The organism is Devosia sp. ZB163 (genome assembly GCF_028613635.1).
In the GTDB taxonomy this organism is placed as follows: Bacteria; Pseudomonadota; Alphaproteobacteria; order Rhizobiales; family Devosiaceae; genus Devosia_A.
Genome location: NZ_JAQRMY010000005.1, coordinates 17,269 through 37,206, shown reverse-complemented (window position 1 = coordinate 37,206; position 19,938 = coordinate 17,269). Strand labels below are relative to the sequence as shown.

Here is a 19,938-nt window from a genome sequence, read left to right as displayed (position 1 = left end):
ATGACGGCCTACAAGCTTCGCCGGTTCGGCGCGGGCGTAGTGTTCTACGTCCTCATCATCGGCTTCTGCGCCGTGGTGCTGTTCCCGGTCTACTGGATGATCGTGAACTCGATCCAGCCGCTGGCGCACGGCATGCAGTTTCCGCCGCCGCTGTTCCCCAAGGAGATCAGCTTGCTGCCGTTCACGACGCTGTTCGACAGCTACCCGGTGGCGCGGTGGCTGGTGAACTCGCTGCTGCTGGCGGGGATGACCACGCTGATCGTGCTGGCGCTGGCAGTGCTGGGCTCGTTCGCCATGACCTTCCTGAAATGGCGCGGCAAGCCTGCCTTCGGGTTGCTGCTGCTGATGACGCAGATGCTGCCGGAGGCCCTCGTCGTCATTCCGGTCTACGCGATGTATCGCAACCTCGGCCTGTCGGACAGCCTGCCCGCCCTGTCGCTGGTGGACGCGGCGTTCATCCTGCCGATCTGCATCTGGGTGCTGAAGAACTCCTTCGATTCCATCGCGGAGGAAATCTACGAGGCCGCGCTGATCGACGGCTGCTCGCCGCTCGGGGCGCTGATCCGGACGCTGCTTCCGCTGTCCGCGCCCGGGCTGGTTGCCGTCAGCGTGGTTGCCTTCTTCTACGCGTGGAACGAGTACCTTTTCGCGGTCACACTGGTCACGTCTCCTGACAGCCGGCCGGTGGCGGTGGGTCTGGCATCGCTCAAGGTGATGCTGGACACACCGATCGACCGGGTGCTGGCAGCGGCGACCTTCTTTTCCATCTTCCCGGTGATCTTCTACCTGCTGATCCAGCGGTACATCGTCACCGGGCTCAGTGCCGGGGCAGTCAAGGGGTAGAGCATGGACATCACTTGCGTCGTCGACGCGAAGGCCGAACTCGGCGAGGGCACCATCTGGGACCCCAAGGCGGGCGTCCTGTGGTGGATCGACATCTGGAGCCGGCTGATCCACCGCTACGACCCCAGGACCGGCAAAGACGACACCTGGGAGTCGCCGGAGTACCTCGGCTGCATCGGGCTGCGCGAAAGGGGCGGGCTGGTCGTCACCATGGTCTCGGGGTTCTACTTCTTCGATCCTGGGACCGGGGCGTTCGAGGCGATCGTCGATCCCGAAGCGCACCTGCCGCTGACCCGCTTCAACGACGGCAAGCCCGATAGGCAGGGCCGCTTCTGGTCGGGCTCGATGTTCGAGGCGCCGGGCAGGCAGGTGGAGTTCATCGGCTCGCTCTACAGGATGGACAAGGACCTCTCGGTGCACCGGATGATCGAGGGCGTCGGCTGCTGCAACGGACTCGCCTGGAGTCCCGACAGCAAGACCATGTACTTCTCCGACAGCCACACCACGATCGTCCGCGCCTACGATTTCGACCCGGTCACCGGCGACATCGAGAACCAGCGCACCTTCATCGACCTCGACGGCAGCGGCGGCATCGCCGACGGCGCGACGGTGGATGCGGATGGCTGCTACTGGGTCACCGTCCCGGTCACCAGCAAGGTCAACCGGTACGACCCCGAGGGCAAGCTGATGCAGTCGATCGTCCTGCCGACGGACCTCCCGACCTGCTGCGAGTTCGGCGGCGAGAACCTCGACATCCTCTACGTCACCACCGCCGTGCTGAAGCGACCGGCTGAGCACTTCAAGGGCCAGAGCAACCCGGGCGGGCTGTTCGCCATCGATGTGGGGGCGAAGGGGTTGGCGCTGCCGGCGTTCGTGGGGTGAGGGGTCACCCACCCGACTCTCCGTGATCCTCCCCCGTAGAACGGGGGAGGATCACTGTACCGCCGGTGTCCTCAGCTCGCCATCAAGAGCGGCTTCTTCGTCCTCACCTGCAGCCCCCCGCCGACCCGGCGCTCGAGGTAGCCGGCATAGAGCGACAGCGGCCAGCAGAGCATGAAGTAGATCAGCGATACCGTGCCGAACACCAGCACCGGCTGGAAGGTGACGGTGTTCACTTGCGTCGCAGCCCGCGCCAGCTCGGTAAGGCCGATCAGCGACGCGACGGACGTGGTCTTCACGATCTGCACCATGAAGCCGACCGTCGGCGGCAGCATCAGCCGCACGGCCTGCGGCAGGATCACCAGTCGCAGCGTCGGCAGGAACCGGAAGCCGAGCGCGGTCGAAGCCTCCCACTGCCCCTTCGGCACCGCATCGATCGAGCCACGGAAGATCTCGCCGAAGAAGGCACCGCCATTGAGCGAGAAGGTCACTGCCGCCGCCACCCAGGGGTCGGGACGGAAGCCGAGCAGCGATGAGCCGTAGTAGGCCATGAACAGCTGGATCAGGATCGGCGTGCCCATGAAGAACTGGATGTAGCCGGCGGCCAGCCCCCGCAGCGGCAACAGCGGCGCGACGCGCAAAGCAGCGACGATCAGCCCGATCACCCCGCCGCCGGCGAAGGCGATGAGCGCGAGCAGGATCGTCCAGCGCGTCGCCATGATCAGGAACATCAGCTCGTTGGGGCCGAAGTCGCGGAGGCTCATCTCACGTCCTCCAACGGAACAAGAGGCGCCCGAGGCCCGCGAGGATCAGGCTCGCGGATTGGACCAGCACGAAGTAGATCACCGCGATGACGATATAGACCTCGAAGCTGCGGAACGTCTCCATCACCAGGTTGTTGGCAATGGCAGTGAGCTCCTCCGCGGCGATGGCGCCGACGATCGAGGTCCCCATCAACTGCAGGATGAACTGCGCCGACAGCGCCGGGTAGACGGCCCGCACCGCCGGCACCAGCACGACATGGCGGATGATGCGGTAGCTGGTGAGACCAAGGGACTTCGCCGCCTCGATCTGGCCCACCGGCACCGACTCGACACCGGCGCGAAGAATCTCGGTGGCATAGGCGCCGAGATGGATCGAGAGCGCGAGGATGGCGGCGCTGCCGCTCGAGAGCTTCAGCCCGAACATCGGCAGCGAGAAGAAGACGAAGTAGAGCTGGATCAGCAGCGGCGTGTTGCGGATCAGCTCGACATAGGCGGCGATCGGCCACGACACCCAGCGCGGGCCGAAGCTGCGGCCGATCGCACCGAGCACGCCGATGATAGTGCCGAACAGGATCGACAGCACCGCGAGCTGGATCGTCTGCCCGACACCATAGAGCAGTTGGTCGAGATGAATGAGGACCGGTCCGAACTGCAGGGCCGTTTGCATGCGCGTCCTGTCGAAAACAGTGAAGGTGGCGGGGCCGATGATGGCCCCGCCCGCGAAGGCAGGATCGTTCGCGCGATCAGAAGACCGGCAGGGTCGGCAACGGCTGGTTGCGATACTTCATCGACAGGTCCTCGAGCACGCCGTCGGACTTGAGCGTGAACAGCCAGGTGTTGATCCACTGGCGCAGGTTGTCGTTGCCCTTGGCGACGCCGATGCCGAAGTAGAAGGTCTTGAGCTTGTACTTCTGCTCGAAGTCGTCGCCGTTCTGCGCCTTCTTGAGGTAGATCTCGCCGTAGTCGCCGCCGCCCATGGCGTCGATCTGGCCCGAGACCATCGCCTGCAGCAGCGAGGCATAGTCGTCGAAGCGCAGGATCTCGATGCCCGGGTTGGCTTCGGCCGCGGCGGTCAGGATGCCGTCCTCGGCGGTGCCGCGGGTGAGGCCGACCTTCTTGCCGACGAGGTCGGCATGGCTCGCGATCGTGGTGCTCTTGGGCGCGATCAGCACGGCAGACTGGCCGGCATAGGGGATCGAGTAGTCGATCTGGATGGCGCGCGCCGGGGTGATCGAGAAGATCGACACAACGGCATCGACCTGCTTGGTCAGAAGCGCCGGAATGCGGCCTGGCGAGGTCACGGTGACGAACTCGACCGGCACGCTCAGGGCCTCGCCCATCTTCGTCGCGACCTCGATGTCGAAACCGGTCGGCTTCAGGTCGGCATCGAGGAAGCCATAGGGCGGCGTGGTGGTATCTACGGCGATGATCAGCTTGCCGCGCGCAATGATCTCGTCGACGGTCTGCGCCGAGGCGGCGGCCGGCAGCATGGCGACCAGCGCCACTGCAAGCCCGGACAAGACCAGCTTCAATCTATTCGGCATGTGTTCCCTCCCAATGCCCACTTGCGCCAAGTCGTCCCCGTCGTCCGGTGGCGCAGAGCCGCCGACGGCGCAGTCACGTGTCCCGACGATCGATATCGAGCCCTCCGCCTCGCCCCTCAGCGAAGCATCCTCCGTGCGGACTTGGTCCGCTTCTTATAATGGTATGCTATTATAATCTTTATCAGGCGTCTATCCTGCTTGGGGCTGTGCAAAAACGCGGCGCAGGGTGATCGATGCCGGTACTGTCGTTGCTGAATCGAGGCTGCATCGGGCAAACTTCAACCAGGGGCGCGAAGCCTGCGCCGGGGGAGTGAGAATTGATCTACGAATTGCGTATCTACACCTGCCTGCCAGGCAAGATGGCCGACCTGCAGCGCCGGTTCGAGGACCACACGCTGGCGCTGTGGGAACGGCACGGCATCGAGCAGGCCGGGTTCTGGACCACGGCGATCGGCGGCTCGAACAACGACCTCACCTACATGCTGCGCTGGAACTCGATGGCCGAGCGCGAGACGCGCTGGGCCGCGTTCCTGGCCGATCCGGACTGGCAGGCAGCGCGCAAAGCGTCCGAGGCCAACGGACCGCTGCTCGCCAATGCCTCGAGCCAGTTCCTGACACCCACGAGCTTTTCGAGCGTGAAGTGAACGGTCGGGTCGTCCACGGCACGCGGTACCGCTTGCCCCGCCGTGTCTCGGTGAGTGGGCAATGGGTTGCGATCTTAAGGCTTTTCGCGGAATGACAGTTGCTGGGTCGGCCTGGATTGGTCATTGCTCAATCTCTGACAGGGTCGACAGCAGGGGCTCGACGCGATGACGGCCGAAGACAGCGAACTCGACTTGCGCGACATTGTCGGACTATTGCGCCGGCAGATGCGGCTGATCTTCGTCGTCACCCTGGTTGCCGTCGGCGTAGCCGGACTGGTCGTGTTCTCCCTGACGCCGAAATACTCGACCTCGGCGCTGCTGCTTGTCGATACGACCCACAAGAACCTGCTGCAGCCGGGAAGCAGCGAGATTGGCGCCGAGATCGACAGCGCCAGGGTCGACAGCGAGATGGAGATCCTCAAGTCGTCGGCCGTGCTGCTCAAGGTCATCGACGACATGAAGCTGGTGCGCGACGAGGAGTTCGGGGTCAAGCTCGGACTTGTCGACCGCATCCTGGCGTTCCTGCAGGTCGCCCAGCCCAAAGTCCCTTCAGACGAGCTGGCGCTGGCGCGGGTGCTCAGCTCCGTCAAATCGGCGGTCAGTGTCGAGCGTCTGGGGCGAACCAACCTGATCAGTGCGACCGTGCGGGCCGAGGATCCCGCCCGTGCGGCCGAGATCGCCAACGCCTGGGCCGATGCCTATATCCGCGAGCAGGTCAGCGCCAAGGTGAGCAGCACCCTGATGTCGCGCGACGTGCTGCAGGCTCGGCTGGTGGGCGCCCGCGATGCAGTCGCCAGCAGCGAAGGCGCATTCGACAAGTTCATCAACGATAGCCTCTCCCAGATCGTCACGGAGACCGGCCGTACCGACATCGCCAGCATGCGCGACCATCTCGCGACGCTGAGCGCAACGCAGGCCGCGAACGCCAAACGGGCCGAACTGGCGCAGGCGAGCCTCAACCAGCGCAACTGGACGGCACTGGCGCAAACCCTGCAATCGGAAGCGCTCAGCGAGCTCGACCGCCAGCAGCGCGAGCTGACGATCCGCATCGCCGACGCGTCGGCCGACCAAACGGTGAACCTCAGGGCCGAACTCGCCCAGATCGAGCAGCGCATGGTCGACGCAGCGGCGGGTGGGCTTACGACGTTGCGGAGGAGCGTGTCTGCCGCCGAGTCCGAGCAGAGCGAAGTGCGCCAGCAGTTGCGCGCGGCCGTGCTGGGCAGCGCCCTGCCATCCGACATGCTTGCGCATATTTACGAGCTGCAGCAGGGCTCCGAGATTGCACGGGCGCAGTACCAGACGCTGCTCAGCCGCATCAACGACGCGGACGCGCAGGCTGCACTTCAGGTCGCCGATAGCCGCGTCGTGTCACCGGCCCTGCCCCCGTCCCGGCCTTCTTTCCCCAACACCGGCCTGACGTTGGCCTTGGCGGCCCTCGGAGGCCTGGGGCTGGGCGTGGGCATCGCTTTCATGCGCGAACACATGGTGGGCGGCATCCTCACCGAGGAGCAGGCCGCCGCTGTGCTGCGCATCCCGGTCGCCGCCGCTCTGGCACGCCAGAGAGCAGCCGGCCGCGACAAGGGCGATGGCGCGCTGGCCAACCTGATGGTCGCGTCACCGCTGTCGTCATTTCCGGAGGGGGTGCGCAGGATCAAGGTACGCCTCGACCAGGCCACCCACCGACGCGCCATCAAGGCCGGTGCTTCGCGATCGTCCGACGGGCAGGTCATCATGGTGACATCGTCCACAGCGAACGAAGGCAAGAGCACGGTGGCCCTGTCTCTGGCGCGCGCCTATGCCCTTGCCCGCAAGCGGGTCGTGATCATCGACTGCGACCTGCGCAAGCCCACCCTGCACCGCATGCTCGGTCTCGAGCCATCAACCGCCCTGGCCGACTATCTCGATGGCGAGCAATCTGAAATCGACCTCGACGAATTCACGGTCAGCGACCCTGCGACAGAGCTCGACGCCATCATCGGCGCGCAGCCGAGCGACGTGCCAACCGATCAGCTGATCGCCGGGCCGGCGTTTGCGCGCCTGCTGGATCTCGCGAGGACGGACTACGATGTCGTCATCCTCGACACGCCACCGGTAGGCCCGGTCGTCGATGGCCTCTACCTCGCCCAGCTCGTCGACTTCATCGTCTTCGTCCTCCGCTCGGGCACCACAACCCAAAGCGAGGCCCGCATGGCCCTGCAAAGTCTCAACGACGCAAAGTCACCCCACGGCGAAATCTTCGCCGTCCTCAACCAGCAGGACCGCGCCAGCGCCGCCTACAAGGGCAAGTACGCGAGCTATTACTACGGCGAGGCGCGGTGAAATTGGGGGTACCCCGTGAAACCATGGAGAATACTACGTGCATCGGAATCCGACCGCACAACTAGCACTTGTGATACTCAAGAAGATCCCGCGCGTATCAATCGAGCTATTGCTTAACGCACTCGTCCGCCCGGCGATCGCCTTGCTGCCACGCAACCCCAGGCTCTGGGTGTTCGGGTCGTCGCTGTCGGACTTTGAAGGAAATGCCAAGTATCTATTCCTCTGGATGCGACAGAACCACCCAGAGATCAGCTGTGTCTGGATTGCCAGAAGTCGGCAGGCAGCGGCGTGGCTCCGAGGGTTCGGCTACGATGCAGAGTTTCGCTACTCCCTGCGCGGGATGTGGATGGCGATCCGAGGCGGCGCGGCCTTCGTCACAAGCTATTCCAGCGATATCAATACCTGGGCCACCGGCGGGGCCAAGCTCATCAATCTGTGGCACGGCGTATCTCTGAAGCGTATTGGGTACGACTCAAAGAAGGGCGTCCGGTCGACAATCCTCAAGAATGCAAACAACCCTCTGATGAGGTTGGCTTATCTGCACCGCTTCATACTGCCTGATCTGTTTCTTTCTACGTCTGAGGATATGACACGGCGATACGTGTCGGGATTTCAGCTACCGGCAGACCGAATTATCGAGACTGGGCACCCTAGACAGCAGGGCAGCGTTGACCGCCTGCTTCGTGATGAGGCGGGACGAACCGGTCGTTCCGCCTCAATCGACCAGATCATAGACCAAGGTAGAAGGGTGCTCGTGTACATGCCAACTTGGCGAGATAGCGACAGACCATTCATCGGCCAAGCCCTTCCCGATCTTCGTCGCCTTGACGCCGCCCTAGAGAGGGTCGGTTCAACTTTGTTCGTAAGCTTTCATTCGAATTCATCGGAGAATTTTGACGTATCAACGCTTGCCAACGTTCGCCTCTGGCCGAAGAATGCAGATTTTTACTACTATAAGGACGAAATAGACGGAATAATTACCGACTACAGCTCATCATTGTATGACTATGTGGCAAGGCGAGATAGTGGAGTGGTGCTTTATGATTTTGATAGGGACGAGTATCTTTCAAAAGATAGAGAGTTGATATTCCCATACGAGGAAAATGTCGTCGGCAGGCGAGCCTCTACTTTCGACGAACTGTGTACGGCGATAGAATCGGGAAGCGCCTTTTCAAGACTAGATGCGGAACGCCTGGCAATGATCAGAAGAAGATTCTGGGGGGAAAGCCGAGACGATGGCTGCGAACAGATCTTCCACCGCGTTCTCGGTCTGCTTCGTCTAGAGCGCTGACCGTTCTAAAACTCTCCTGCCGGCGGCCAGAGCGTGCCCTCGAAGCCTCCGGAGATCTTGCCGGCTATGTTTGCTGTCACCATTGGAGTTGGAAGGGCATCGGCCCGCCTGAGAAACCGCTTCGGCCCCACCGTCGGAGTCGTGGAATAAGGGGTTCGTCGACATGCGATATTTGTGCATCGTGTACATGTGTGAGTGTCCCCGGATTTGTCACGCATTCCTAGCGCCCTACTCGATCAGGCCCCCTATCAAAGCGCCCCCTCGATGGTCCAGCATTCGAGGCGCTGAAAATGGTCAGGACGCACAATACGATGAGTAGCGTTTCGATTGAGGCGCCGCCCCCCTCCCTTGGCCAATGGAGGGCCCCTCTCGCCCTTCGTCCCTTCTTCATTGCAGTAGCGCTCTTCCCCTTTGTCTGGATAACCGGACTGGAGTTCATATGGTACCCGACACTTGCCGTCGTGCTGGCCTGGAGGAACAGGCGGGCCTTCCACCATATTGGTGCATTCGATCTCCTGTTCTTCGCGCTGATGGCCACGTTGCTTCTGTCGTTGGCCTTGGCGCCAGCGATCGCTACCGGATCGCTGGACCGCGTTCTCGGAGCGGCCAACAACCTAGCACTGATTGCGACATTCTATTTCTGCGCTAAGTCGGCCCGGTACTTCCTCAACTCTGGTAGCCTCAACGATGACGCGACAACTCTCTTCTTGATGCGCGCACTGAGGCGCAACATGCTCGCGTTCCTCATCGTCTCGGCCGCACTCTACTGCATATGGTTTGTCTCGGGCGGCAGCGACGTGTCGATGCCGACCCTGCTCGGCCTTCTACCGAAGCTTCCCGGCATCCTGAGTGAGTATCAGCAGGCGGTACTAGTGGAGTCGGACTATCTGCTTGGGATCAAGCTTCCGCGCTCGTCGCTGTTTGCGCCTTTCGCCACCACGGCAGCGTTCCTGTTGGCAATGATGGCGGGAATCTATCTCCTACTCTCTGGAATTCGGGTACAGCCGGATTTCCGACGTTCCTCCGGACTTGTGCCACTCAATGTCGCCGCTGTCTCGATGACCCTTTCACGCGCTTCAATGCTTGCGGTTATCGCAGCATGGCTTCTCGCGGCCTTCACGTCGCGACTGAAGATGGCCGGCCTCCTGTGCATCCTTGCCGTTGTCGGCCTCATCTCGTTCAACCTCGCGAGTAGCTTTGAACTATTGGCCGACGCAAGACCGGGGTCGTCATCGACCCGGATTTCCATGTATGAGGACTCCGTGGAATTAGTACTGGAGCAGTCGCCGATCTACGGGATCGGAGTAAAGCCGCGCACGAATGAAAGAAACATACCGATCGGCTCGCACTCGTCACCAATATCGTTCCTGGTTAGGGGCGGCCTGCTCGGCATGACATTTGGAGTGTTGCTGTACCTTGCGCCGATCATACGGTCGGTCATGCGCATTTTTTTGTCCTTCGCGCTCGGAGCGCACCGGTTCAAGCGTCCGACGCTCTACGGCGCGTCCTACAGCTTGGCCTTCCTTGCCTTCTTCCTGGTACAGGACATTGACGCCTACGCATCGGCGGCCTTCTTCGGGGGCGTCTTTGTCGGCCTGCTCAACGGAGTTGCCCGGAGTTAAGTCGCCACCTGGAGAGTGCCTAGCGCGGTGAACTGGATGGGACTTACGATCTCAGGCCTGCCTGAAGGCGTCCATACCTCCGCGCAACGAGCATGGCGTAGGTAGCTTCGCCAACGAGCCCCCCGAACAGGATACCCCACGGCGCCGTTGGCCACATTGCCCATGCCGCGAGCATGACCACGACGGAGACCGGACCGCATAAGATAGCGAGGTTGGCGAGATCCCTGTAGTGACCGGCCGTTTCCAATGCTGTCTCCTGCGGATCACGTAAGGCACGTATGAGGACCGTCAATCCCACCAGCATGAGTGCTGGAATGAATGATCCGGTTTCGTAACCGTCCTTGGTCAGCAGGCCGGGGGCCAGTGCAACGGCGCACCCCACCAAAAGCACATTGCTGAACCATGTAGCAGCTACCGTCCTGCAGACGAACCCTACATCGCTTGCCAACTGCTTGGCCTCTCCCGCGGCAACGCTGCGAGCCATGTTCGGACGTTCGAACTGGATCAGTCCTGTCACGACGACCCCCATCGGACGGAACAGCAGTGTCGCCAGTGCTACGGGAGCGTAGGCCGCCGGACCCAGCGCGAGGGTAAGCACGAACGAGTGCCCCTGAGCTGTCACTTTGTTGGCCAGCGCGGCCACTATGGCCCACCGGCCGTGGCGCTGGAACGACTGTCGAAAGATCGATGCCGGTGTCACAGCGGCGGCACGAACAGTCCGGATGAAAAGCGGCGTCATTGGCAAGATAGAAACCACCGTGCCGACGGCCTGGAGGATTGCGAAGCTGGCAACCGATGCGCCGGTCGTAAGCACGACGACCGGTAACCCCATCAGTACAGTGCCTGCATAGGCAAGATCGGAACGTGCTGCGGCCTGGCGCTGATGGAGCGCCAGTTGCAGGGCGCGAACAAACATCCGGACCCACATCGTTGCGCCCATCATCGACAGCAGTATCGCGTCGATGCTGGTGGCCCCCGCCAAAGCCGCCATGCCGAAGAGGCCAACCGCAGCGAAGACGCAGTAGATCAGGTTGGCTCTGAAGAAGCTGCCGATGACGCTGTCAGCGGGCTCCTTGCCTTGTGACAAGGAAACCAAGGCAGGACCAGAAAACATCGCACTAGAGAGCCCTATTCCAGTTGCAACGACCACCTGTGCGAATGAAAGTAGGCCGAAATCCTCAGCACTCGCCGACTGCTGCAGAACCAACAGCGCAACGAAGTTCGCCAACGCGAAGAGCGCCGGAGCGCCGGCGCCCATCGACAGTCTGTCGATCAACCGGCCAACCCGGCCAGATCGCTCCGTGCGAAACAACAGCTGATACAGGGCAACGGGGTTGGTGGTCAGGTACCGCCAGAACAGGCGCCTCGGGTCGCGCAGTAGGCGATGGAGCCACTCGAGTCCGAGGTCCTGGATCGGCTGAGGAGCCCGTCTGGCGCTTCCGATCAAGAACGAGAACAAGCCCCCACAGGTCTTTATCCACCCCACTCCGCGCAGCCGGTCGCGGTTGCGAACGCTCCAATGTTCCTGCATGGGCTTGCCCAGGGCTATCCACAGGACATCGGCTCCACTATCCCGCACCATCCTGCACACTGCCTCGTCCTGCTCCGGACCGAAGTAGCCGTGGTGGCGTCCGACCAGTTGCAGAGTGGGGTACTGGCGGCGAATGGCCTCGGCCGCCGCGGCATTTTCCTCCTCGGCTCCCCCAAGGAGGAAGAACCTGAGGCCATGCTCTGCCGCTACTTGCGCCGCATTGTGGAAAAAGTCCGTCGTTGCGATCCGTTCCGGCAAAGGCGTGGATGTCAGCCTCGAGGCAAACACGACGGGCATGCCGTCGGCGTGAATGATATCGGCCTCATCCATGGCCGCTGCGAACGCGCTGTCTGAAGCGGCGAGGGCGATGCCTTGCCCGTTCGAAGAAAAGATCAGTTTTGGACGCCATACCTGGCGCTGAGCACGAGCCTCGAGGCAATCGGCGAGCATCCTCTCGGCCAGCTGGTGCCGATTCAGTACGGCCGTCCGAAAGCCGCCAACCATGACGGTCGGCTGTGAAGCGGCCGTCGCCCGCTCGCCACTCAAGTCGCTCGCCTCGACATCAGCGTCCGTGGCCATGCCGCGCTCAGCTCGAAATTGTCTGATTGCTAATGCGCATGTTGACGATCCCCCAGGAAGCCAAAATATTTAATTATCACAAATAGTTACCGAGTCGATGGCCGTCCCAGCGGCCTCTCTCCCTACTGCAGCGTGCCTGCGATCACCTCGACTGCCGCGGGTGCCATGGGCCCGGCAGCGCAGGTGCTTTCCTTGCCGACCGTGGCGCAGAGCGTGCGTATCGCGCGGATGGTTGGCCCATCCAGCATCCCGTCAGGTTCGCGGTCGAACAGACCCTGCTGGCGCAGGAGCCCCTGCAGCACGAAAACGTAGGTGTTCTCGTTGAGCACCCTGAGGCGCGGCAGAAGTGCGGTGCGGCGGGGCTGGTCCAGCCGGCCGAAACGTTCGGCCGTCTCGGCCCGAGCCGATGCCGAGTTCCGGCTCGCCGCATCGAGTAGTACGCGCTCGAACAGGCTGTCCTGTGGGTCGAGGTCAGGCTCGATGGCAGCAAGAATTTCTCGTGCCCTGGCCGGTTCGGGGCGCACGCCTTCGGCTCCATCGATGAGGAGCGCGATCAGGCGTCGGGCCGCCTCTGTGTCGCCTCGCGCCGCTGCCGCTTCCAGCACCGGAACGGCAGCGGCCGGATCGGCCGGTACGCCGCGTCCCGCGATCATCGCTTCCGCCAGCAGCATGGCAGCGCCCGGAACAGCCCCGTCGGTCGCCCGGCGCAGGAGCGCGACACCGGCTTCCGGACTGCCCTCTGCCACGTCACCATCGAGGTAGCTGGCGGCGAGCGCCAGGAGCGGTTCGCCATTGCCGTCCTGGGCGGCACCGAGCAGGACCTGCTCGGCCTTGACGAGATCGGGCGGCACTCCTGCCGCACCGAGATAGAGTGCGCCGAGCTTGGCAAGAACGGACCGCTCACCGGCCGCCACCGCTGCCTCGAGATGGGCAACCGCGCGTGCCCCATCGGTCGGTGCCTCGCCACCCGGACTGAAGGCCTCGCCGAGGGCGACATGGATGGCAGGTGCGAGTTGCTCCCCGCTTTGATCATAGTAGTCGGCTGCCGTGGCCAGATTCCTTGGCACCAGCTTCCCATCGAAGAAGAGATCTCCGAGCCTGCGGGCGGCATCCTCTTCGCCTCCCGCAAGGGCCTGCTCGTAGTAGCGAAGGACCCGGTCCGCATCGGCCGCCGGGCCCTGCTGGAAGCTGTCGCCGAGCTCCATCAGCGTCGACGCGCCGAGCTGATCGGTTACGCGGTCATAGTACGCCCCGGCTTTCGCCAGGTCTTGCGGCTGCAGCTCGCCCTCGAAGTAGAGGTCGCCAAGCCGCAGGGTCGCTGCCGTGTCGCCTGCTACGTCCGCAGCCTCGTAGTACTCGATTGCCCTGGCCACGTCCGCGGCAACGCCGGTTCCGTCGCGGTACAGGTCACCCAGCGCGACCTTTGCCTTCAGCGGCACCCCGCCAGCCTCCAGATACATGGTCTCTGCCTTGACCAGATCGACCGGCACGAGCACGCCGTCAAAGTAGAGATCGCCCAGTCGGGCGTATGCCTGCTTGTCGCCAGCCGCAGCCGCCTCTTCGTAGAGGCCAATGGCCCGGGGAGCGTCGGGGGCGCCGAGTTTTCCGGCACTCAGCATGTCGGCGACAGCCACCTTCGCCTCGCTGGGCACGCCGTCCGGCGATTTAAGGTAGTAGGACGCCGCCTTGAGCTCATCCCTGGCGACCGCCTCGCCTTCGAAATAGAGGTCGGCAAGCAAGCCCGCCGCCTGCACTACCCCGCGGTCGAAAGCCGCCACCAGATAAGCGGCGGCACGGTCGCCGGCGCTGGACCCCGCCAGCAGCATCTGGGCCAGTTCGACCAGTCGCTCCGGCGAAACTAACGTCGGCGCCTTGTCATATGCATCGGCCGCTGCAGCAGCATCGCCCGCCGCAAAAGCAAGGTCACCCAGCCGAACTGCCGCTTCAACCTGGCCTTCGGCCACGCCGCGTTCCAGCAGCGCTTTGGCATCGGCGGTTGCTCCCTCGACCTCACCCGCCAAGATGGCATCGGCTATGGCGACCAGCGCCCGGGAGGGCACCCCGTCCGAGGACTGGGAATAGTAGCCCGCCGCCGCCGTGACATCCTGCGGGACCGACACCCCGTCGAAATAGAGATCGCCAAGGCGTCCGGCTGCTCGAGGTTCGCCGGCAGCGAGGGCCCTTTCGTAGAGGGCCACAGCTCGGCCAACCGTGCCGGTGCTTTCTTTCAATTCCCGATAGAGGTCGGCCAGTTCGACCAACGAGGCCGCATTCGCAGCAGCTCCCGCCACGATAAACTCGTCATAGGCACGCGCGAGGTCGACCTCCGCGAATTGCCCCCTAAGGAAGATGTCGCCCAGCCGAGCCGCCGCAATGGCCTCGCCCGCCTCGCGGCCAGCTTCGTAGTAGGCGATGGCGCGGGACGGATCCTGGGTTAGCCGCAGGTCGGCGACCTCGATCAAGGCACGCGGTGGGACGCCTTCCGGCGATTGCTCGTAGTAGTCCGCGGCCTTCGCGACATCCCGCGGGACGATTGCCCCATCGAAGTAGACGTCGCCGAGCCGCGTCGCCGCAACGCCATCGCCGGCGGCAAGTGCCCGCTCGTAGAGACCGACCGCCGCTTCCCCATCAACGGGTCCGCCCAACCCATCTCGGCGGAAATCCGCGAGCCTGACGGCGGCGCCAGGTTCGCCTGCCGCGACGGCCTGCTCGAAATAGCCGGCGGCGGCTTGCAGATCTGCCCCGAGGTTGGCGCCACCCTTCGTCAGCAGGTCGCCGAGCCGCAAGGCTGCGGGGCCGGGCTGCGCCGCCAGCGCCGCCTCGTAGTAGCCCCGCGCCTTGGCCGCATCGGCTGCAGTGCCCGTGCCTGCCGCATAGGCGTCGCCCAGGGGCAGGTAGGCGTCGGTTGGTATGCCACCCGGCGCCTGCAGGTAGTAGGCCTCGGCCTTCAGCAGGTCCTGTGGCAACAAGGTGCCGTCGAAGTAGATGTCGGCGATGCGCACCGCAGCATCGGCCACGCCGGCCTCGAGTGCCCGCTCGTAAAGGAAAATCGCCCGCGGCGCGCTCGCCTCGACCAGCACCCCATCACGGTAGATGTCGCCCAGCCGCATGAGCACCGGCTGGGGCACCCGGTCGAGGACCGGCTCGAAGTATGCCGCCGCCCGCCCCGGATCGGCTCCAACGATATTGCCTTCGAGAAAGAGCATGCCGAGCCGCACCGCCGCGTTCTTGTCTCCGAGGGCGGCCGCGCGCTCGTACTCGGCGACGGCGCGGGACGGATCGAGTCGAACCAGCTTGCCATCACGGTAGATGTCACCCAGGCGCGTCCAGCCGTCTCCGGTGCGCAACTCGCCTGCCTGATTGTAGTAGGCGATCGCCTTGGCCGTATCCTGTCCGACTAGCTTGCCGTCCCGGTACAGGTCGCCGAGACGCACGGCAGCACTTCCGTCGCCGGTCGTCAGGGCGGCCTCATAGTGCGACAGTGCCTTGGCGATGTTCCGCGGAACGATCCGGCCGCGGGCATAGATATCCCCCAGCCGGATGTTGGCGTCGAGCTCACCGCGCTGGAGCGCCGTCGTGAGGTGGGCAATGGCCTCCTCGGGGCGTCCGAGGATGGCTGCGAGGTCGCTGAGCCGAAGGGCCGCCGCGCTGTCACCTAGCTCGAGCGCCTGCCGATAATAGTCCTCGGCCTTGGCTTGGTCCTGCGTGGCCAGCACGCCGTCACGATAGAGATCGCCCAGCCGGATCAGCGCCGAGCGCTTGCCGCCGCTGGCAGCTGCCTCGTATTGCCCAATGGCGGCGGCCCCCTCTCCCGCACGGACCGCGAGGTCGCCGAGGCGTATCGCACCATCGAGGTCGCCCAACCGCACCGCCTGGGTGTAGTAGGACTTGGCCAGTTCGAGGTCGGCGACCACTTTGTCTCCGTCCCTGAACAGGTCGCCCAGCCTCAATGCACCGGTCGACCGGCCCATTGCCAGGAGCTGCTCATAGTAGGATTGGGCTTTGGCGAGGTCAGCGGGCACCAGGCTGCCGTCACGGAACAGATCGCCCAGACGGGTGAGGCCCTCCTGCCTGCCCGCCTCGACAGCTCGCTCGTAGTAGTCGAGCGCCTTGGCCGCGTTGGGCACCAGCGCATAGGTGTCACCGAGCCGCACGAGCGCGGAGCTGTCACCCGCCTCCATGGCGGCCTCGTAGTATCCGATCGCCTTGACCGGATCGGCGGCGACATGCTCGCCTTCCCTGTAAATGTCTCCGAGCGTTATCAGCCCTGCGACCTGACCAGCATCCACCGCTTGCTCGTAATGGTCCAGCGCCAGCGCCACGTTCGCGGCAACGGTTCCACTCCCGCGAATGTAGATGTCTCCCAGCCGCAGCGCGGCCCGCTTGTCACCAGCCGCGAATGCGGCCGTGTAGTTGTCGATCGCGCGTGGAACATCTGCTTCACCGACGACGCCGTCGCGATAGACATCGCCCAGACGGGTCATGGCCGCCCCCTTGCCGGCAACAGCTGCCTGCTCGAGATACGCTACGGCCCGTTGGGGATCCGCCGCGACCTCTCCCTTACCCATGAGGTAGATGTCGGCGAGTCGTATGGCGCCCTCTTCGTCGCCCGCCTCGAGGACCCGTTCATAGAACGAGATCGCTCGCCCAGGGTCTGCCTGGAGTCCCCTGCCATCGCGATAGAGGTCGCCAAGTTCCATCAGGGCGCTGCGCTCGCCCAGCGCCAGCGCCTCTTCATAATACGCCGCCGCACGCGGGCCATCCGCGTCGATGATCTGATCCTCCGAGAAGATGTCGCCGAGTATCAGGACAGCCCTCGGATTGCCGGTATCGGCCAACCGGTCGAGCTCGGCGATCGCCTGGCAGTGCTCAGCGACCCGCTGGACATCGTCGACGATCTCGCGCAGGGCGTTGAGCGGTCGAATACTGCTGGGCGCCGGAGGGATCGCGCTGGCGACGCAGCGCTCGGCGGCCGCGGCGGTCATGGGAGCAGCAAGCCCGGCCGAAGCCAGCACCGCGGCCAGGACCATGGTCCTGCCAACATTCGAAATCATGTCCCCCTCCCACGCCACCGACACCGACACCGCAAACTACTGTAATCACAGACCAGTCGACTTTGCCGAGTAAAAAGACTGCAGTGAGATCATCTTAGGCCCGGTCGCCGGCTGACGGCACTCCTCGCACCACGTCAGGCTGAGGTGCCAGCTGAGAACGACCTGGGCATGCGGCCGTGCTTTCTGCACCGCCGATTTCCTGTGCGAGCAGGACGGCCGCCCCAACGGACAGCGCCCGCGCAGCCGCAAGGACGACACGTGGCGGAAGGACAGCCCCGGCGGCGACTAGCCGCGCGGCGCCGGCGACAGCAGCTGCCACACGCGGCGAACGACAACCCCACCGGCGACACCGAGGCCGCCGCCGAGCACCTTGACCCCAAGATCGACCAGCCGGCCATGGCGGGAGACCGAGACGAGCTGCAGCGCTTCCAGCGAAATTGCAGCTCCCACTAGCAGCAGCACGATCGACCACAGGCGGCGCGGGTATGCCACTGCGAAAAGGAACCCCACGGCGCCGAAGGCGATGAAGCGTTCGATACTGGGCGAGTACCCGGTGGTCGGCCGCAAGCCGATCGGCGCCAGGGTGACGAGAGCAATGGCGGCAAGCAGCAGCCAGGCAAGCATGGCCACCAGCCGCATCAGCAGGCGGGACCTCGGATCAGACGGCATTGCGCCGCGTCTTGGACGAGAAAACGGTCAAGACGATGATCCAGCAGTCGAGAAAGATCGACCAGTTGTCGATGTAGTAGAGATCGTGCCGCGTACGGCCCTCGATCTGCTCGAAGGTCGAGGTCTCGCCGCGATAGCCGTTGACCTGCGCCCAGCCCGAGATACCCGGCTTGATGCGCTGGCGATGAGCGTAGCTGGCGAGTTGCTCACCCAGTTCGTCGTCGTGCATCAGCGCATGCGGGCGCGGACCGACGAGGCTCATCTCGCCGCTCAGCACGTTGATCAGTTGCGGCAGCTCGTCGATCGAGGTGCGGCGGATGAAGGCGCCGATCCTGGTGATGCGCTTGTCGCCGACGCGGGCCTGCGTCATCTTGCGGCCGGACTCGGTGACGGTCATCGAGCGGAACTTCCAGATATGGAAGGTGCGGCCGTTGAAGCCACGGCGCTCCTGCCGGTAGAACACCGGCCCGTCGCTATCGAGCTTGATCAGCAGGGCCACCGCGGCGAACAGCGGACTGAGGAGCAACAGCCCCAGGCCGGCGCCCGCCACGTCGAAGATGCGCTTGGCGAGGACGGCACCATCGCTCATGGGTTTGCGCAGCGAGCGCAGGGCGTTGTTGGGGCCGAGCGGAACCACATCGAGGAACTTGAAGCTGACATTGTCGGTGGCCGGCACGCAGACGACGTTGATGGCGAAGCGCTTCAACTCGTTGGTGAGCTTTTCCAGCCCGTCAATGTCGCCGATCTCGCCGACGAACACGATGAACTCAGCGCCCCCCGCCACCCAGTGCCTGGCGAACTCGACGATGGCGCCTTCCCTGAAGTTGCCATCGGCGTCGACGGCTTCCTCGAGATAGAGCGTGCCGGCGAGCCGATAGCCGGTCTTCCAGAGATTCCCGTTGAGGAGGAACCGCACGGTGTCGGCGCGGCTGCCCACCACGGCGACCTTCTGGAACTGCAGGCGACCGGCGCGTATGCGCGAGGTGATCGCGGCGTAGGCCACGGTGCGCGTCAGCAGCAGCACCGGCACGCCGAGCACGTAGGCGACGATCAGCGAAACGCGCGACAGCTCGTCCGCCACACCCAGGAAGAACGCACCGAACAGCGCTATGGCAAATGCCGCGGTCCAGCCCAGCACGCTCTGGGCCAGCGATGTGTGCGGATGCTGGGCGCGGTCGAGGAACTGGTTCGCCGATACCGCAGAAAACGCGCCGTAAAGCACGCCGAGAACAGAGGAGTAAATGCCGTAGAGCGCGAAGGGGATTTCCCCGAGCGGCACGTTCAGGATCATGCCGTGGTAGAACAGCGCCGGCACCAGCATTGCCAGCGCCGCCAGTGCGCCCTCGCCGAGCGCGAAGCCCGTGCACAACACGGCCTGGTTGGCCACCACGCGCCGCGCCCTGCGCCGCTCAATACCCTGGTATCCAAGCTCGGTATGCGACACGGCAGGTAGCCCCAAGTTGCTGGCGTTTCAGGATATTTCCCGATCAGCCGCGATGCCTCGGCAACTAGCACGGCGGCGAGAGTCGGCCCAAGCACTGGGTAAATGTGCGGTTAACGCGCGGCCCGCGACCCGCGAGTTAAGGATACCGGCAGTTCCGCCTCGACCCCGCCGACGACCATGTTAGGGAACCATTAACCCACGGCGCGACGAGACCCGATAAGTGACGACCTCCCTTGGCAGAACGGTAGCGATCATGACGAGGAACCCGGCGTTTTCGGCCATTCTCGGCCGTTCGCTGGAGCAGGACGGCGGCTATCGCGTCGTGAGCTTTGCGGGAGCAGAGACACTGACGACCTTCCTCCGCATCGCGCCGGTCGACGTGGTGGTGCTCGACAGCGACGTGCCCGAGGCCCCGGCGATCGACCTCGCCCGAGGCCTGCGAGGCAACCACAAGCTCGCCACCCGTGCGTTCGAGATCGTTGCCCTGACCCGCACCGCCGCCGCTTTCCACAAACCGCTTCTAGTAGCGGGGATCGATGCGGTGCTTGAAAAGCCGGTGACGCCGCAACAGCTGCTCGAGTGCATCGACGGGCTCGTCGAGGTCGAACGCGTCGCTGCGGTCCAGCAGCAGTCCGTGACCAGGGTTCGCAGCCGTGAGCTCGGGCCGGTGCCGGCTGGACGAGTGGGAAACGTCATCCCGCTCTTCGGCGAAGGCCGAACCCAGCGCTAGATCAGCTTCCCCCCCGATACCCCTC

General features: G+C 64.2%; 14 protein-coding genes. 7 read left to right on the top strand and 7 right to left on the bottom strand.

What is annotated here, in order from left to right; translation table 11 throughout:
* Positions 1 to 843: a carbohydrate ABC transporter permease gene (locus PRN20_RS21545; RefSeq protein ID WP_273959720.1), complete on the top strand. Its 843-nt coding sequence runs from the start codon at positions 1 to 3 to the stop codon at positions 841 to 843.
* Between the two features lie 3 nt (positions 844 to 846).
* Positions 847 to 1,725, top strand: coding sequence for an SMP-30/gluconolactonase/LRE family protein (locus PRN20_RS21540; protein ID WP_273959719.1), 879 nt, complete (start codon positions 847 to 849; stop codon positions 1,723 to 1,725).
* A gap of 71 nt (positions 1,726 to 1,796) precedes the next feature.
* Here PRN20_RS21540 and PRN20_RS21535 read toward each other — a convergent pair whose 3' ends face one another.
* The 3 genes from PRN20_RS21535 to PRN20_RS21525 form a co-directional block, all read right to left on the bottom strand.
* Entirely contained in the window at positions 1,797 to 2,486 is a 690-nt protein-coding gene (locus PRN20_RS21535; protein WP_273959718.1) for an amino acid ABC transporter permease, read from the bottom strand.
* A 1-nt stretch (position 2,487) separates the two neighbouring features.
* Positions 2,488 to 3,153 (bottom strand): amino acid ABC transporter permease, encoded by a 666-nt coding sequence (locus PRN20_RS21530; RefSeq protein WP_273959716.1) that lies wholly within the window; start codon positions 3,151 to 3,153, stop codon positions 2,488 to 2,490.
* A 76-nt stretch (positions 3,154 to 3,229) separates the two neighbouring features.
* Positions 3,230 to 4,030: a transporter substrate-binding domain-containing protein gene (locus tag PRN20_RS21525; RefSeq protein WP_273959715.1), complete on the bottom strand. Its 801-nt coding sequence runs from the start codon at positions 4,028 to 4,030 to the stop codon at positions 3,230 to 3,232.
* Between the two features lie 317 nt (positions 4,031 to 4,347).
* On the opposite strand from PRN20_RS21525, the gene PRN20_RS21520 reads away from it, so the two are divergent.
* From PRN20_RS21520 to PRN20_RS21505, 4 genes are all read left to right on the top strand, one after another.
* Complete coding sequence (locus PRN20_RS21520) at positions 4,348 to 4,674, top strand: NIPSNAP family protein (protein WP_273959714.1); 327 nt, start codon at positions 4,348 to 4,350, stop codon at positions 4,672 to 4,674.
* Between the two features lie 165 nt (positions 4,675 to 4,839).
* A complete protein-coding gene (locus PRN20_RS21515) occupies positions 4,840 to 6,993 on the top strand; it encodes a GumC family protein (protein WP_273959713.1) in 2,154 nt (717 codons plus the stop codon).
* A gap of 37 nt (positions 6,994 to 7,030) precedes the next feature.
* Positions 7,031 to 8,284 carry a CDP-glycerol glycerophosphotransferase family protein gene (locus tag PRN20_RS21510; RefSeq protein ID WP_273959712.1) on the top strand — a complete coding sequence of 418 codons (1,254 nt, stop codon included), beginning with the start codon at positions 7,031 to 7,033 and terminating at the stop codon, positions 8,282 to 8,284.
* A gap of 311 nt (positions 8,285 to 8,595) precedes the next feature.
* Entirely contained in the window at positions 8,596 to 9,906 is a 1,311-nt protein-coding gene (locus PRN20_RS21505; protein ID WP_273959711.1) for an O-antigen ligase family protein, read from the top strand.
* A 43-nt stretch (positions 9,907 to 9,949) separates the two neighbouring features.
* Here the strand turns inward: PRN20_RS21505 and PRN20_RS21500 are convergent, their stop codons facing one another.
* The 4 genes from PRN20_RS21500 to PRN20_RS21485 all read right to left on the bottom strand — a co-directional run bounded on the left by PRN20_RS21500 (position 9,950) and on the right by PRN20_RS21485 (position 19,183).
* Entirely contained in the window at positions 9,950 to 12,016 is a 2,067-nt protein-coding gene (locus PRN20_RS21500) for a WecB/TagA/CpsF family glycosyltransferase (RefSeq protein ID WP_273959710.1), read from the bottom strand.
* Between the two features lie 122 nt (positions 12,017 to 12,138).
* Positions 12,139 to 17,070: a tetratricopeptide repeat protein gene (locus PRN20_RS21495; RefSeq protein WP_273959709.1), complete on the bottom strand. Its 4,932-nt coding sequence runs from the start codon at positions 17,068 to 17,070 to the stop codon at positions 12,139 to 12,141.
* 285 nt (positions 17,071 to 17,355) lie between these two features.
* On the bottom strand, positions 17,356 to 17,739 hold the full coding sequence (locus tag PRN20_RS21490) for a hypothetical protein (RefSeq protein WP_273959708.1): 384 nt from the start codon (positions 17,737 to 17,739) through the stop codon (positions 17,356 to 17,358).
* On the bottom strand, positions 17,729 to 19,183 hold the full coding sequence (locus tag PRN20_RS21485; protein WP_273959707.1) for an exopolysaccharide biosynthesis polyprenyl glycosylphosphotransferase: 1,455 nt from the start codon (positions 19,181 to 19,183) through the stop codon (positions 17,729 to 17,731). The genes PRN20_RS21490 and PRN20_RS21485 overlap by 11 nt, the downstream gene beginning before the upstream one ends.
* Positions 19,184 to 19,436: 253 nt before the next feature.
* Between PRN20_RS21485 and PRN20_RS21480 the strand changes: the two genes are divergently transcribed.
* Positions 19,437 to 19,913 carry a response regulator gene (locus PRN20_RS21480; protein ID WP_273959706.1) on the top strand — a complete coding sequence of 159 codons (477 nt, stop codon included), beginning with the start codon at positions 19,437 to 19,439 and terminating at the stop codon, positions 19,911 to 19,913.
* Positions 19,914 to 19,938: the final 25 nt, after the last annotated feature.

Excerpts from the sequence above, each read along its gene's own strand:
- PRN20_RS21530 (WP_273959716.1), bottom strand. The coding sequence starts at position 3,153 with ATGCAAACGGCCCTGCAGTTCGGACCGGTCCTCATTCATCTCGACCAA.
- PRN20_RS21515 (WP_273959713.1), top strand. The coding sequence starts at position 4,840 with ATGACGGCCGAAGACAGCGAACTCGACTTGCGCGACATTGTCGGACTA.
- PRN20_RS21545 (WP_273959720.1), top strand. The coding sequence starts at position 1 with ATGACGGCCTACAAGCTTCGCCGGTTCGGCGCGGGCGTAGTGTTCTAC.
- PRN20_RS21495 (WP_273959709.1), bottom strand. The coding sequence starts at position 17,070 with ATGATTTCGAATGTTGGCAGGACCATGGTCCTGGCCGCGGTGCTGGCT.
- PRN20_RS21480 (WP_273959706.1), top strand. The coding sequence starts at position 19,437 with ATGACGAGGAACCCGGCGTTTTCGGCCATTCTCGGCCGTTCGCTGGAG.
- PRN20_RS21500 (WP_273959710.1), bottom strand. The coding sequence starts at position 12,016 with ATGGCCACGGACGCTGATGTCGAGGCGAGCGACTTGAGTGGCGAGCGG.
- PRN20_RS21490 (WP_273959708.1), bottom strand. The coding sequence starts at position 17,739 with ATGCCGTCTGATCCGAGGTCCCGCCTGCTGATGCGGCTGGTGGCCATG.
- PRN20_RS21505 (WP_273959711.1), top strand. The coding sequence starts at position 8,596 with ATGAGTAGCGTTTCGATTGAGGCGCCGCCCCCCTCCCTTGGCCAATGG.
- PRN20_RS21540 (WP_273959719.1), top strand. The coding sequence starts at position 847 with ATGGACATCACTTGCGTCGTCGACGCGAAGGCCGAACTCGGCGAGGGC.
- PRN20_RS21525 (WP_273959715.1), bottom strand. The coding sequence starts at position 4,030 with ATGCCGAATAGATTGAAGCTGGTCTTGTCCGGGCTTGCAGTGGCGCTG.
- PRN20_RS21535 (WP_273959718.1), bottom strand. The coding sequence starts at position 2,486 with ATGAGCCTCCGCGACTTCGGCCCCAACGAGCTGATGTTCCTGATCATG.